The organism is Enterobacter sp. Li2LvB3 (genome assembly GCF_056156645.1).
The window spans coordinates 95,889-108,939 of record NZ_JBSICG010000002.1; the positions used below are offsets into that span (position 1 = coordinate 95,889).

The window sequence follows — 13,051 nt, forward strand, 5'->3', positions numbered from 1 at the left end:
CCATCTTATCAGTTATGTACGCTGAACTTAATATCCCCTCAGCCGAATGACATTACACAAACACACACACTGAGGATAACGACCATGCAAAATCATCAATATGATCCCCTTTATCTTTTTATCGACGGTGACTGGATTGAAGCGGGTAATCGCGACACTGTCGCTGTGATTAACCCCGCAACCGAAGCCACTATCGGCCGCTTGCCGCTGGCGACCGCCGCCGACCTTGAACGTGCCCTGTCAGCCACCCGTTCTGGCTTTGACGTCTGGCGCCATACCGTGCCTGCCGAACGCGCCCTCATCATGAAGAATGCCGCTGCCCTGATGCGCGAACGCGCTGAACATATTGCCTCGTTGATGACGCTGGAAGAAGGTAAGCCCCTGGCTGAAAGCCGCGACGAAGTACTGCGTGCAGCCGACTATTTTGAATGGTTTGCGGAGGAAGCCCGCCGCATTGATGGACGCGTTGTACCGTCAAATCGCCCCGGTGTACTGCAACTGGTCAAAAAAGAGCCCATCGGCCCGGTCGCCGCCTTCACTCCGTGGAATTTCCCGGCCATTACCCCGGCACGCAAATTATCAGCAGCACTGGCCGCAGGTTGTAGCGTGATCCTGAAACCCGGTGAAGAGAGCCCGGCGACGGCGCTGGCGCTGGCACGTTGCCTGGATGATGCCGGTTTGCCTAAAGGCGTACTGCAAATTGTGTTTGGCGTGCCAGATCAGGTTTCCGCCACTCTTATCGCCTCACCGGTTATTCGCAAAGTGGCATTCACCGGTTCTGTACCGGTAGGTCGGCTACTGTCTCAGCGTGCCGCCGCTGGTGTTAAACCGATTACCCTGGAACTGGGCGGCCATGGGCCGGTACTGGTCTTTGCAGATGCTGATATTGACGCGGCGGCGGCTGGCGGGGCGGCTAACCGGTTCCGGGGCACCGGCCAAATCTGTATATCTTCAACCCGCTTTCTGATTCAGCGTGGTGTTTACACGCAGTTTGTCGAACGCTTCGTGAGTGCGACGGAGCAACTTGTTATCGGCGATGGCATGGCGGAAAACACGCAGGTGGGGCCACTGGCGAATATCCGCCAGCTGGAAAAAATGGAAGCGCTGATTGCCGATGCTGTCGCGCAGGGTGCGAAAGTGCTCACTGGCGGGAAACGGCTCAACCGTCCGGGCTTTTTCTTTGAACCCACGGTGCTTGCCGATGTGCCGATGGAGGCGCGGATCATGCACGAAGAACCCTTTGGCCCGATTGCCGTTATGCGTCCGTTCGACGTGCTTGAGGATGGGCTGGCAGAAGCAAACCGCCTGCCGTATGCCCTGTCAGCTTACGCTTTTACGCGTGACGCCCGTACCGTGCTGGATGTTGGCGATGGCCTTGAAGCCGGAATGATCGGCATTAATCAGTACCGCATGGTGGCGACGGAACTGCCTTTCGGCGGCATGAAAGAAAGTGGGCATGGATCTGAGGGTGGCCGGGAAGGTATCGGCCATTACCTGGTGAATAAATTCATCAGCCAAATCTAAAACACACTGGCACTAATAACAGAATATAAGAGGAACTGACCATGAAACCTGTTGATTTTACTCGTCCGCGTGAAGCTGCCCGCGCATTTACCCCTAAACTTTCCGACTTCGTTGAGCAACCGCTGTATTCCGATGTCTGGACAGATCCGGACCTGGCACCGCGCGACCGTAGTCTGGTTACCATCGCCTGTCTCATTGCGCTGAATCACTCCAATGAGCTACCGGCCCACTTGCGTCGCGGCATTGAAAACGGTCTGACCAAAACAGAAATTTCCGCCCTGATTACGCACATGGCGTTTTACGCAGGCTTTCCGGCAGCGATTACCGCGTCTGGCTATGCCAACGCCACGTTTGACGAACAGGCCTGAACGACGGGTTATCCATCTTCTTATTTCAGGAAACAGAACCATGAAAGCAATCACTTTTGATCAATTCGGTCCGGCAGATGTACTTCGCATCAGTGAAGTCGCAGACCCACAGTTGCGCCCCAATGATCTGCTGGTCCGCACGCGGGCCGCGGGAGTTAATCGGGCCGACCTCACCCACAGACGCGGCGGGTATGGCCGTCCTGATTTTGGCGACTCGACGATTATGGGGCTGGAAATCGCCGGTGACGTTATTGCCGTCGGGGAGAATGTAAAAGGCTATAACGTGGGTGACCGTGTTATGGGTATCGTCGGGGGCGGGGCTTACGCGGAAATGGCCCGTATCGATTACCGGATGGCTATGCCAGTGCCGGAAGGTATGGACTATATCCATGCGGCGGCCATTACCGAGGTCTTTGTAACCGCCCATGAAGCACTTATCCATCTGGGGAAACTGAAACCCACGGAAACGGTACTGATCCACGCCGGGGCCGGCGGTGTGGGAGGTGCCGCCGTGCAACTGGCGCACGCGACAGGCGCGACGGTAATCACCACCGCGAATGCTGCAGCACACGATCTCGTTCGCCATCTGGGTGCTGATCACGCCATTGATTACGTGACAGAAGACTTCTCGGAAGTTGTCGCCAGCATTACGGATAACAAGGGGGTCGATCTTATTCTCGATTTTATTGGCGCGCCTTATTTTGAACGAAACGTGAATGCACTCAACTTTGGTGGACGTCTGGTGCAGATTGGCATCATGGGGGGGATTGAAAACGCGAAGATACCGCTGGATCGGGTGTTGTACCGCCATCTGCAGATTATCGGTACGGTAATGAAATCGCGTTCGCAAGAAGTGAAACATGAGATGTCCCGCCGCTTTAGAGAGTGCTGGTTAACTCGCTTCGGTAAGGATGGGCTGAACCCGGTGATTGACAGCGTATTCCCGCTGGCGGAAGCCAGTAAAGCTCACCAGCGTATGGAAGATGGCCTTAACGTCGGAAAAATTGTGCTGACGATGTAGATGACGCGAACGAGAAGGCTTTTTTCCTGCCTTTTCGTCGCAACCCCTTGGCTGTTCGATGTCAGAGGATGAATCAAGTACTGCCATAAAAAACATCACTATAGGGCTAAAAGTGATATCAGAGTATTGCTGTTACTCTGCTTGTCAAAGCGAAGTTCGGATGTCAGGTGGGGTGGGTACGAGTTGTTTCCTTACTCACCCATTGACTGTATACATGTACAGTAGTATTTTTAGGGCCACAGATCAAGCCAAGACTATTTCACATTCTAAGGAAAGGTTATGTTCGTAGAACTCGTTTACGACAAACGCAATTTCGAAGGCCTGCCAGGTGCAAAAAACATCATTCTGGATGAGTTAACAAAGAGGATTTGCCGCGTTTTCCCGGATGCAGACGTTCGCGTTAAACCAATGATGACGCTTCCAGCGATCAACACTGATGCGAGCAAGCATGAAAAGGAACAGATAAGCAGGGTCGTGCAGGAGATGTTTGAAGAAGCTGATATGTGGCTTGAAGCTTAGTCTTCACTTGATGGTCTTCAATACCAGCAGGCAGTCAATTGATGATATGCCTGCCTGTAAACCGTGACTTTCCGCTCGCCGGAAATTTCTTGTATAAAGTGCAAAACGGCAACATCGTAAATGAGCGTCATCTGTTTTCTGTCCAGTCCGTTGGCAACCAGCCTACCGGCCAGCGCCGGGATGATATTGCAAAAATGAAATCCTCAGATATCAAAGACGGTTACCTGCATAGTTTCACGAACAGCATTCATTATCAGAGCGTCTTGAGCGAGGGAAAGAGTGTACCAGGCTTGTCATTTAATTTTTGAATATCCCTTGCGTACCAGAGCATGAAGTTTTGATGATTGAGGTCATTAAAAAGGCAGGTATTTTGGAGAAAAGTTTTGGAGAGGTTTTGGAGAAAGAAAAAGAACTATATATTCCAGCCCGTTAAATCCACATACACCTTCTGAGTTCAGAGGCACAGTCATGACATGGCATCATTTCAAACAGACTTACCTGGTTAAGTTCTGGTCTCCGGTTCCGGCGGTTATCGCCGCGGGCATTCTCTCTACCTACTATTTCGGGATCACCGGCACCTTCTGGGCGGTAACGGGTGAGTTTACCCGTTGGGGTGGGCAATTATTACAGCTCGCGGGCGTGCATACCGAAGAGTGGGGCTATTTTAAACTGATTCATCTGGATGGTACTCCCCTGACCCGTATCGACGGGATGATGATTATCGGCATGTTTGGGGGCTGTTTTGCTGCCGCGCTGTGGGCAAACAACGTGAAGCTACGAATGCCAAAAAGCCGGATCCGCATTATGCAGGCCGTCGCAGGCGGTATTATCGCAGGCTTTGGCGCCCGCCTGGCGATGGGCTGCAACCTGGCAGCCTTCTTTACCGGTATTCCTCAGTTTTCACTTCATGCCTGGTTCTTTGCCGTGGCAACGGCCATTGGCTCTTACTTTGGCGCGCGCTTTACGCTACTGCCCTTCTTCCGCATTCCGGTGAAAATGACCAAAGTCAGCGCCGCCTCGCCACTGACACAAAAACCCGATCAGGCGCGTCGTCGATTTCGACTCGGGATGCTGGTCTTTTTCGCCATGCTGGCCTGGGCATTATGCACCGCCCTTAACCAGCCGAAACTGGGCCTGGCAATGCTGTTCGGCGTTGGATTTGGCTTACTGATAGAGCGTGCGCAGATCTGCTTCACTTCAGCATTTCGCGATATGTGGATAACCGGCCGTACAATGATGGCAAAAGCCATTATTGCCGGGATGGCGGTCAGCGCTATCGGTATTTTCAGTTACGTACAGCTCGGCGTTGAACCGAAAATCATGTGGGCTGGTCCCAATGCGGTGATCGGCGGTTTACTGTTTGGTTTCGGGATTGTGCTGGCCGGTGGATGTGAAACGGGCTGGATGTATCGTGCGGTAGAAGGCCAGGTGCATTACTGGTGGGTTGGACTGGGCAATGTGATTGGCTCTACGGTGCTGGCGTACTTCTGGGATGATTTATCCCCGGTTCTGGCAACCAACTGGGACAAGGTTAACCTGCTGAACACCTTTGGTCCGCTGGGCGGTTTACTTGTGACATACGCCCTGCTGCTGATTGCATTTCTGCTGGTTGTCGCCCAGGAAAAACGCTTTTTTCGCCGCAAGGCTACTAAGACTCACCCCCAGGAGAATATCGCATGAAAGAGATTGTACCTGACTATCGCCTGGATATGGTCGGCGAGCCTTGCCCTTATCCGGCTGTCGCAACGCTTGAAGCCCTGCCTCAGCTTAAGAAAGGGGAAATTCTGGAAGTGGTGAGCGATTGTCCGCAATCCATTAACAACATTCCTCTGGATGCCAGAAACCACGGCTATACGGTGCTGGATATTCAACAGGATGGTCCTACCATTCGCTATTTGATTCAGAAATAATCCCTTCGCGCCCCGTTCCGGGGCGCACTGAATTTTACCTGAACACACCTGAAAAATGCCCTGGCTCCCATTTTGCACGCTAATCTCACCGGCGATGTTTCGGCGGGCTAGACTTAAAGCGGACAAAAAACAAACAGGAGGTGCGGCATGTTTCATTCCATTTTGGTTCCTCTCGATATTTCCGAAAATCGCCTGACCGATCGGGTGATCCCCTATGTTCAGGCGAACGCAGCAATCGGCAACGCAAGTGTGCATTTTCTGACGGTTATTCCGTCTATGCCTTATTACTCGTCACTGGGGCTGGCTTATTCGATTGAAACGCCGAAACTGGCGGAGATACAGCAACAAGCGCTTGCTAAGCTGGATGAGGTGGTTAAACAGTTCAACTTGCCCGCAGACAAAGTGCATACCCATGCCATTTCAGGCTCACCTAAAGATCAGATACTGAAGCTGGCGGATTCCATCAGTGCCGATTTGATTATCATTGCCTCTCATCGCCCTGATATTTCGACCTACCTTTTAGGGTCAAATGCGGCGGTTGTTGTTCGTCATGCCACCTGTTCGGTGCTGGTTGTTCGATGAGGTGTTGTGCTACAAAGCGTAGATCAACCACCTGCCTGGCAGGTGGTTGTGATACTCAGAAACGATAACCCGCCGAGAACATAAATACCCACGGATCCAGACGGGTGCTAACGCTCTGTTGTTCGCCGCCTGCTTTAAAGCGCACATCCGTGTCGATATCCATATACCAGACGGACATATTAATCAGCCAGTCGCGGTTAATCAGGTAATCCAGCCCGACCTGTCCCGCCACACCCCAGGAATCTTTCAGGCTGAGATCTGAAAGACCCGCATCTTTACCGGTATCGTTAAACTTCTCATTAAAGAACGTGGTGTAGTTTACGCCCGCACCAATATAAGGACGCGCCTTGCTGCTGGCATCACCAAAATACCATTGCGCCATTAAGGTTGGCGGCAACAGGTTAACCGTCGCGATATTACCGGTAGGCCCGGTGCCAACGTGATGACGGAATGGTGTTGCGGCTAACAGTTCTACCCCGATATTTTCGGTTGCCATATAGGTAAACGTCAGGCCCAGTTGGGTGTTGTTACTGACGTTAAAGCCACCCAGTTTACCCAACACATTATCGGAACCTTCCGTTGGTCGAACCGTTGCCGAACCTGCGCGAATAAAGAATTCGCCTGCTTCATGCGCGTACGCGCCGCCAGAGATACTGCTTAAGATAAGGGCTGCCACTGCTAATTTTTTCATATCCGCTCCATCGTTGTGGTTTTATTTCGGAGCAGAATATACTCATAAATGAGTAATAAGTGATCTAACACAGATCACATAAAAACCAGTAATTTAACATTCATTGATCTGAGTTAATTTTTCATAACTAATCAGAAAGGAGCAAATCGTCTCTAAGTCAATTTTTGCCTTTTCACAGTAACAAAATATTCCGCTTTCCCCCTCTTGTTCTCTTTTCAGCGGCTAAATAATTGAGCTGTTTCACAGTTTGATTTGATGCGCTCTTATTTGCAGATGTGCCGACACACTGCCGCGAACTTTCAATGTCTGGCGAGGATGGGCAGGTCAATGAGGCCTGTAATCGAGCCAGAGCACGCTACGGATTACCTCCGCTTTACAAAGATATGCTTTTCCATACAAGGCTTGATGCTGCCACCGCAGACTTATCCGGTGTACAATTGCCGGCTAATTAACACCTGCAATACTCAAGGAGAGTGCATGTCTATCACGGCGAAGTCTGTCTACCGTGACACGGGGAATTTTTTCCGCAATCAGTTCATTACCTTTTTACTGATAGCGTTGCTATGTGCGTTTATCACGGTGGTGCTTGGCCATGCGTTTTCACCCAGTGATGACCAGATTGCCAGCCTGAGTCAGGGCGACAATCTTGCAGGCAGCGTGGGCCTATTTGAACTGGTGCAAAACATGACTCCCGAACAGCAGCAAATCCTGCTGCGGGCATCTGCTGCATCAACCTTCTCCGGCCTGATTGGCAACGCCGTTCTGGCAGGCGGGGTTCTGCTGATGATCCAACTGGTGTCTGCGGGACAGCGTGTTAGCGCCCTACGCGCTATCGGTGCCAGCGCACCGGTTTTACCGAAGCTGTTCATCCTTATCTTTTTAACCACGATGCTGGTTCAGATTGGCATTATGCTGGTCGTTGTACCTGGCGTTCTTCTGGCGATTGTTCTTTCCTTCGCACCCGTGATGGTTGTGCAGGATAAAATGGGAATATTCGTCGCTATGCGCAGCAGCATAAAACTGGCATGGTCTAATATGCGCCTGGTTGCTCCAGCAGTAATCGGCTGGTTGCTGGCCAAAACGCTTTTGCTGCTGTTTGCACCAAACTTTGCCGTACTCACGCCAAACGTTGGCGCGGTAGTGGCCAATACGCTGAGCAATCTGATTTCAGCGGTATTGCTGGTCTACTTGTTCCGCCTGTATATGTTAATTCGTCAGTAATCATGATGGCCGGGTATGTCGCTGTACCCGGCTCAACGAAGAAGATGGAATCACAGAATGAAGCAGTTTCTTGATTTTTTACCCCTTGTCGTATTTTTCGCGTTTTATAAGCTCTACGACATTTATGCCGCCACAACGGCGCTGATCGTCGCAACCGCTATCGTGCTTATCTACAGCTGGGTGCGTTATCGCAAAGTCGAAAAAATGGCGTTGATCACGTTCGTTCTGGTCGCCGTGTTTGGCGGGTTAACCCTGTTCTTCCATAACGATGAATTTATTAAATGGAAGGTCACGGTCATTTATGCCCTGTTTGCTGGTGCGCTGCTGATCAGCCAGTGGGTCATGAAAAAGCCTTTAATCCAGCGTATGTTGGGTAAAGAGTTGACGCTCCCGCAGGAAGTGTGGTCGCGACTGAATATCGCCTGGGCGGTGTTCTTCATTCTTTGTGGCCTGGCCAATATCTACATCGCCTTCTGGCTGCCGCAGAATATTTGGGTCAACTTCAAAGTCTTCGGCCTGACCGCCCTGACGCTTATTTTTACGCTCTTAAGCGGTGTTTATATTTACCGCCACATGCCTCAGGACGATAAGCACTGACAGTTTTTTACCAGAACGCTCGCCCTACGGGCGTTCTGGTCTATTCTCACCAGCCGAAAATCATAGTAGCATCCCGCCTGAAGTCTTCAGTTACGAGTTAAAACAATGACAACAAATGACGCCCCTCAGGGCGAAATGGTATTACGCACACTGGCAATGCCCGCGGACACCAACGCCAATGGCGATATTTTTGGTGGATGGTTGATGGCACAAATGGATATGGGCGGCGCGATCCTGGCAAAAGAGATTGCTCACGGACGCGTGGTGACCGTTCGGGTAGATGGCATGACATTCCTTCGCCCGGTTGCCGTGGGTGATGTCGTCTGCTGTTATGCGCGCTGCGTGAAACGCGGTAACAGCTCAATTTCGATCAACATTGAAGTGTGGGTGAAAAAAGTCTCTTCCGAGCCTATCGGTCAGCGTTATAAAGCGACCGAAGCGCTGTTTATTTATGTGGCAGTCGATAGCCAGGGCAAACCCCGCCAGCTACCTGCAATTTAATGCCAGACAAAAAAAGCCTCCATTCTGGAGGCTTTTTTTTATTCCATTTGTGCCCCGCCATTCATGCGGAACACGATATTCACAACCAATCCACTGCCGGGCTTGCCTGCTTCGTAACGCCACTTACGCATGGCGTCTTTCACATCGCGTTCGAACATGTTAGAAGGCTGCGCAGATAATATTTCGATGTTATCAAGGCGGCCATCTGGCGTAACGTCAAATTTCACGCGAACACGCCCTTCAATACGCAGCGCCAGAGCACGCTGCGGATACTGTGGCTGGTTGCGGCTCAATGCCCGCGGGCCTGCTGGCGCGGCTGGTGTCGGTTTTGCCACCGCTGGCGTATTGTTGGCCACTGCGCGCGCAGGCGCAGCGTTTTCAACCGGCTGAGTGGTACGCGTCTCAACAGGGCGTTCTTCACGTTTAGGACGCTCTTCAACCTTTTTTACCGGTTTTGGCTTCGGTTTGGGCTTAGGTTTTGGCTCAGGCTTGTGGATCACCACTGGCGCTTCTTTCGGTGGCTCCGGGACAACCTCTGGCTCGGGTTCCGGCTCAGCAACCGGTTGTGGCGGTGGTGTGACAGCCTGCGGCGGCTCAAGCTCCGCTGGCGTTACCATGGTCACAGAAATAGGCTGCGCGGGCGCTGGCATTTCAATAACCTGATGAACCGAGGTGTAGAGCAGACCCGCCACAACAGCACCGTGAATAACGACGGAAAGCAACGTCGGCCAGGGAAAGCGGCGAGGTAAATCTAGGGTCATCGAAGTCATAATCATCAGAGTTAAAAAACCAGACGTTGATTTTAAATGCAAATAGCAATCATATTCAATAAGACACTTTATCTTCACGCGATTTAAGCGCATAAGAGGCCAAAAAAGGCGCATTCAGATCAGGGTTTTAACATTGTCGTTATCTTTACATTGCAGTCAATTGTGCTTTCACATAACGTAATTGCCACTTTTACTGGTTAAGGAGCTCCGCCGTGCTTTATGTGATTTATGCAGAAGATGTAGCTGATTCCCTGGAAAAACGCCTATCTGTGCGCCCTGCCCATCTGGCGCGTTTACAGCTGTTACACGATGAAGGCCGTTTGTTAACCGCAGGCCCAATGCCCGCGGTAGACAGCAACGATCCTGGCGCGGCAGGTTTTACCGGTTCAACCGTTATTGCAGAGTTCGAATCCCTGGAAGCGGCCAAAGCCTGGGCTGACGCTGACCCGTATGTGGCGGCTGGCGTTTACGCAAAAGTCACCGTGCGTCCGTTCAAGAAAGTGTTCTGATGCACTAAAGGCTCCGAAAGGAGCCTTTTATTTATGCGTTTCGGCCTGCCATAACACTGCCATCGACATCCCAGTTCGTGCAGGACTTGCTTTCTGGCGGGTGATGTAAAACCTCGCTAAGGCGATTTTTCACACATACGATATTCGACATCTGCCAGGGCGGTAATTCTACGAAATTATCAATTCAGAAAAACACCTGTAGATAGCACAACCTACCTTTATTACCTTAAAAATTAAATAGTTAACATCCACTTCCCTACTGTATAAGGATGCGCTAATCTCACGATCGCGATTACGCCCCAAACGGCTCGCGGCCTGTAGGGTTACGTCATTCATGAGAAGAATTTAGGCTAACATTTGATGTGTTATTGCTAATCAAAGGGTAAGAAATGAAAAAAACAATCCCGGAATATACCCCTGTTGACTTATCTCGTTGGGCCAGGAAGGAACATTTTGAGGTATTTCAGGGCTTTGCTCAAAGTACTATTAACCAGACGGTGCTGATAGACATTACTGCCCTGCTAAAAAATATCAAAGAAGCCGGCTGGAAATTTTACCCTACGATGATTTTCCTTCTTTCTAAGATCGTAAACAGCCATACCGAATTCCGTATGGCGATGAAAAACAATGAGTTAGTTATCTGGAATGAAGTACATCCAAACTATACGATTTTCCATAATGAAACGGAGACCTTTTCATCATTATGGAGCCACTACGATGGCAATATTCATCACTTCCAGAACGTTTATTCAGAAGACATCGCACGCTATGGTGATAACCTTGCATACTGGCCTAAAGAAGAGTCGCTCGAAAATATATTTTTCGTATCGGCGATCCCCTGGGTAACCTTTACCAGTTTTAATATCACCGTTGCTGACATGAAAAACTTTTTCGCCCCGATGTTCACGCTTGGTAAATACTACAATCAGGATGGAAAAGTATTGTTGCCTGTCGCCCTTCAGATACACCATTCTGTGTGTGATGGTTTCCATATGGCAAGACTGTTCAATGAGTTACAAGAGTTGTGTGATGATTTGCCGCGTCAATCAGAGGGAATAGATGATTGATGTGCCAGACATTAAAAAGGCTCCCTCAGGAGCTTTTAAAAATGCTTCAACACAATGAAATAAAAGGATTTATTTCATTCGATGTCCACATATAGACCACATCAGACAAATGGCCCCGGTTATGCGGGGCTTTTTGTTTAACTATTAATTGCGCATGAAAGCATCATTGGTGAGCGACGAGCCTGCTTTAGACCGTCTGTTCGAGCGAAAAGCTGATGCCAAGCATTTATTTCATGAGTTTGTAATTGGCCAACCTGAGCAGTTAGGATAGGAGGCACAAAAACCTGATAACCTAAATAATTGTAGGTTATCAGGTATGTATTAAGAAATGGGTTGCAACAGGAATCAGCAGGTTTGAAAAAGATGAACCCTGTTTATGTTACGGTGCATGTAACCCAAGAGGTTAGTCAGAAAAAAGGCGAGCGTATTTGATAACCCTAGACATAGTCATCTGCTGCCCATTGTCTCCATTTGCCTTTGGAGCCTGATTTTCTGGTTTCTTCTGCGGCTGTCCCGCTTTAGAGAGCGAGGCTGCCGGATTGAGCTGGGCATTCTGTCTCATAGTCATTATCTCTAAATACCTGTTGTGGATTATTTTTAATGTTTTTTGTAAGTTTAAACAATATCGATTTTTAGCACAATCACTAACCAAGGGTATGTTATTGAATTCTATGCCATTATGACCCCAGATTGCTTTATACACTTTTCCGCCAGATAAGGGGTCTCGTCTGTATGCATATTGTACAGCACTTGAGACTTTACATCTAACTAATGATGTAAAAAATCCTTTATGACGCCTTTTTTTTCTTAATTTTTTTTCAGTATAGTAAATGCATTCAGCAGCATACATGCCTCCAGACGAGCCTAAATCATAGGCGATCTCCTGACGTCTGATCTGAACCATGGGGGGTGTGTAATGGCTGAGAATGATATCACCAGTATCCTTGTCAAGAACGACCAAGCCAAAGAAAAAATCATCAACATCCATGTACAAGCTCATCAGACTGGCGTATTGATCACCGGTTATTACTTTCAGTTGAAGTGCTTGCATAAGTACTATCATGGGGTGATCTCCACACATAAAGGAGATAGCCTCGCGCCCCTTGTAATTGATGTGAATAGCCTTCTTTTCAAGGACATCCCTGCGCGGGTGCCCATCAGAAGACCATCTCCCATCACATGCAGCAAATTCGTATTCACGGTATATCGTTGTTGTCATTATGAAAAGCTGGATTATTTGAAATCGCTTAAAAATATAACACAGTTAACTTCCCAACTTCCAAAGTTTACTTGGAGTCATACACATAAAGTGGCCTCCCAGACATCACCCAATGGGGATAGTTAACCGAACAGTGGCGCACCAGAGTTGACTTTACCTATGAGATAAATTTCAGCTATTTGTACTTTTCGGGCGCTCGATTGAGGGAGAAACAACTTAGATATTTAAAAACCCCGCATTAGCGGGACTTTCTTTTGGTCACATCCAGTGGATTTGTTGCTGGCCTGATTGGGTCGGGTGCGGCGGCGCTGGCACGACTTCACCAGGCGATACAATAAACCGCTCGACCGTCTCAGTGGTGACAAACGTGCAACTGCAATTGATGTTTGTACACTGATGATAACGCTCTTTTGTCGTGTCAGAAAAATAGCGACTTGTGCGAGCGTGGGCGGCGAAATGGCATTTTGGGCAGTGAAACATAGCGAGCACCTCTTTAAATTTTCGATGCATTGATTTTAACCGCTAACACCTTACATAACAAACACTTAAGTA

At 49.6% G+C, this 13,051-nt stretch carries 16 protein-coding genes and 1 pseudogene; 13 read left to right on the plus strand and 4 right to left on the minus strand.

What is annotated here, in order from left to right; translation table 11 throughout:
* Positions 1–84: 84 nt before the first annotated feature.
* The 7 genes from ACS603_RS01975 to uspF all read left to right on the plus strand — a co-directional run bounded on the left by ACS603_RS01975 (position 85) and on the right by uspF (position 5,924).
* Complete coding sequence (locus ACS603_RS01975) at positions 85–1,524, plus strand: NAD-dependent succinate-semialdehyde dehydrogenase (protein ID WP_474943656.1); 1,440 nt, start codon at positions 85–87, stop codon at positions 1,522–1,524.
* A gap of 41 nt (positions 1,525–1,565) precedes the next feature.
* Positions 1,566–1,892, plus strand: coding sequence for a carboxymuconolactone decarboxylase family protein (locus ACS603_RS01980; protein WP_182061323.1), 327 nt, complete (start codon positions 1,566–1,568; stop codon positions 1,890–1,892).
* A 40-nt stretch (positions 1,893–1,932) separates the two neighbouring features.
* Positions 1,933–2,913, plus strand: a complete 981-nt coding sequence (locus ACS603_RS01985; RefSeq protein WP_474943657.1) for an NAD(P)H-quinone oxidoreductase — start codon at positions 1,933–1,935, stop codon at positions 2,911–2,913.
* Between the two features lie 279 nt (positions 2,914–3,192).
* Positions 3,193–3,432, plus strand: a complete 240-nt coding sequence (locus ACS603_RS01990) for a DinI-like family protein (protein WP_182061325.1) — start codon at positions 3,193–3,195, stop codon at positions 3,430–3,432.
* Positions 3,433–3,900: 468 nt separating this feature from the next.
* On the plus strand, positions 3,901–5,112 hold the full coding sequence (gene yedE / locus ACS603_RS01995) for a selenium metabolism membrane protein YedE/FdhT (RefSeq protein WP_182061327.1): 1,212 nt from the start codon (positions 3,901–3,903) through the stop codon (positions 5,110–5,112).
* Positions 5,109–5,342 carry a sulfurtransferase-like selenium metabolism protein YedF gene (gene yedF, locus ACS603_RS02000; RefSeq protein WP_166715534.1) on the plus strand — a complete coding sequence of 78 codons (234 nt, stop codon included), beginning with the start codon at positions 5,109–5,111 and terminating at the stop codon, positions 5,340–5,342. The genes yedE and yedF overlap by 4 nt, the downstream gene beginning before the upstream one ends.
* Positions 5,343–5,489: 147 nt before the next feature.
* Positions 5,490–5,924 carry a universal stress protein UspF gene (uspF, locus tag ACS603_RS02005; protein ID WP_182061328.1) on the plus strand — a complete coding sequence of 145 codons (435 nt, stop codon included), beginning with the start codon at positions 5,490–5,492 and terminating at the stop codon, positions 5,922–5,924.
* Positions 5,925–5,979: 55 nt separating this feature from the next.
* Here the strand turns inward: uspF and ompW are convergent, their stop codons facing one another.
* Entirely contained in the window at positions 5,980–6,615 is a 636-nt protein-coding gene (gene ompW, locus ACS603_RS02010; RefSeq protein WP_182061329.1) for an outer membrane protein OmpW, read from the minus strand.
* A gap of 278 nt (positions 6,616–6,893) precedes the next feature.
* On the opposite strand from ompW, the pseudogene ACS603_RS02015 reads away from it, so the two are divergent.
* From ACS603_RS02015 to yciA, 4 genes and pseudogenes are all read left to right on the plus strand, one after another.
* Positions 6,894–7,067, plus strand: a pseudogene (locus ACS603_RS02015) (YkgJ family cysteine cluster protein); the annotation flags it as partial.
* Positions 7,068–7,092: 25 nt separating this feature from the next.
* Positions 7,093–7,836, plus strand: a complete 744-nt coding sequence (locus ACS603_RS02020) for a YciC family protein (RefSeq protein WP_014070522.1) — start codon at positions 7,093–7,095, stop codon at positions 7,834–7,836.
* A 57-nt stretch (positions 7,837–7,893) separates the two neighbouring features.
* Positions 7,894–8,433, plus strand: coding sequence for a septation protein A (locus tag ACS603_RS02025; protein ID WP_014070523.1), 540 nt, complete (start codon positions 7,894–7,896; stop codon positions 8,431–8,433).
* A 105-nt stretch (positions 8,434–8,538) separates the two neighbouring features.
* Positions 8,539–8,934 carry an acyl-CoA thioester hydrolase YciA gene (gene yciA, locus ACS603_RS02030; RefSeq protein ID WP_014070524.1) on the plus strand — a complete coding sequence of 132 codons (396 nt, stop codon included), beginning with the start codon at positions 8,539–8,541 and terminating at the stop codon, positions 8,932–8,934.
* 38 nt (positions 8,935–8,972) lie between these two features.
* On the opposite strand, the gene tonB is transcribed toward yciA, so the two are convergent.
* A complete protein-coding gene (tonB, locus tag ACS603_RS02035) occupies positions 8,973–9,695 on the minus strand; it encodes a TonB system transport protein TonB (RefSeq protein ID WP_474943658.1) in 723 nt (240 codons plus the stop codon).
* A gap of 221 nt (positions 9,696–9,916) precedes the next feature.
* On the opposite strand from tonB, the gene ACS603_RS02040 reads away from it, so the two are divergent.
* Positions 9,917–10,213 carry a YciI family protein gene (locus tag ACS603_RS02040; protein ID WP_166715541.1) on the plus strand — a complete coding sequence of 99 codons (297 nt, stop codon included), beginning with the start codon at positions 9,917–9,919 and terminating at the stop codon, positions 10,211–10,213.
* 389 nt (positions 10,214–10,602) lie between these two features.
* On the plus strand, positions 10,603–11,280 hold the full coding sequence (gene catA / locus ACS603_RS02045; protein WP_474943659.1) for a type A chloramphenicol O-acetyltransferase: 678 nt from the start codon (positions 10,603–10,605) through the stop codon (positions 11,278–11,280).
* A gap of 403 nt (positions 11,281–11,683) precedes the next feature.
* On the opposite strand, the gene ACS603_RS02050 is transcribed toward catA, so the two are convergent.
* The gene (locus ACS603_RS02050; RefSeq protein ID WP_474943732.1) at positions 11,684–12,343 is read right to left on the minus strand and encodes a hypothetical protein; all 660 of its coding nucleotides are present in this window, start codon (positions 12,341–12,343) and stop codon (positions 11,684–11,686) included.
* Positions 12,344–12,757: 414 nt separating this feature from the next.
* Positions 12,758–12,979 (minus strand): DNA-binding transcriptional regulator, encoded by a 222-nt coding sequence (locus ACS603_RS02055; protein WP_221696660.1) that lies wholly within the window; start codon positions 12,977–12,979, stop codon positions 12,758–12,760.
* Positions 12,980–13,051 lie beyond the last annotated feature (72 nt).

Bases quoted from the DNA above. Each gene is read 5' to 3' on its own strand.
- ACS603_RS01975 (WP_474943656.1), top strand. From the start codon at position 85: ATGCAAAATCATCAATATGATCCCCTTTATCTTTTTATCGACGGTGAC.
- ACS603_RS01980 (WP_182061323.1), top strand. From the start codon at position 1,566: ATGAAACCTGTTGATTTTACTCGTCCGCGTGAAGCTGCCCGCGCATTT.
- ACS603_RS01985 (WP_474943657.1), top strand. From the start codon at position 1,933: ATGAAAGCAATCACTTTTGATCAATTCGGTCCGGCAGATGTACTTCGC.
- ACS603_RS01990 (WP_182061325.1), top strand. From the start codon at position 3,193: ATGTTCGTAGAACTCGTTTACGACAAACGCAATTTCGAAGGCCTGCCA.
- yedE (WP_182061327.1), top strand. From the start codon at position 3,901: ATGACATGGCATCATTTCAAACAGACTTACCTGGTTAAGTTCTGGTCT.
- yedF (WP_166715534.1), top strand. From the start codon at position 5,109: ATGAAAGAGATTGTACCTGACTATCGCCTGGATATGGTCGGCGAGCCT.
- uspF (WP_182061328.1), top strand. From the start codon at position 5,490: ATGTTTCATTCCATTTTGGTTCCTCTCGATATTTCCGAAAATCGCCTG.
- ompW (WP_182061329.1), bottom strand. From the start codon at position 6,615: ATGAAAAAATTAGCAGTGGCAGCCCTTATCTTAAGCAGTATCTCTGGC.
- ACS603_RS02020 (WP_014070522.1), top strand. From the start codon at position 7,093: ATGTCTATCACGGCGAAGTCTGTCTACCGTGACACGGGGAATTTTTTC.
- ACS603_RS02025 (WP_014070523.1), top strand. From the start codon at position 7,894: ATGAAGCAGTTTCTTGATTTTTTACCCCTTGTCGTATTTTTCGCGTTT.
- yciA (WP_014070524.1), top strand. From the start codon at position 8,539: ATGACAACAAATGACGCCCCTCAGGGCGAAATGGTATTACGCACACTG.
- tonB (WP_474943658.1), bottom strand. From the start codon at position 9,695: ATGACCCTAGATTTACCTCGCCGCTTTCCCTGGCCGACGTTGCTTTCC.
- catA (WP_474943659.1), top strand. From the start codon at position 10,603: ATGAAAAAAACAATCCCGGAATATACCCCTGTTGACTTATCTCGTTGG.
- ACS603_RS02050 (WP_474943732.1), bottom strand. From the start codon at position 12,343: ATGATAGTACTTATGCAAGCACTTCAACTGAAAGTAATAACCGGTGAT.
- ACS603_RS02055 (WP_221696660.1), bottom strand. From the start codon at position 12,979: ATGTTTCACTGCCCAAAATGCCATTTCGCCGCCCACGCTCGCACAAGT.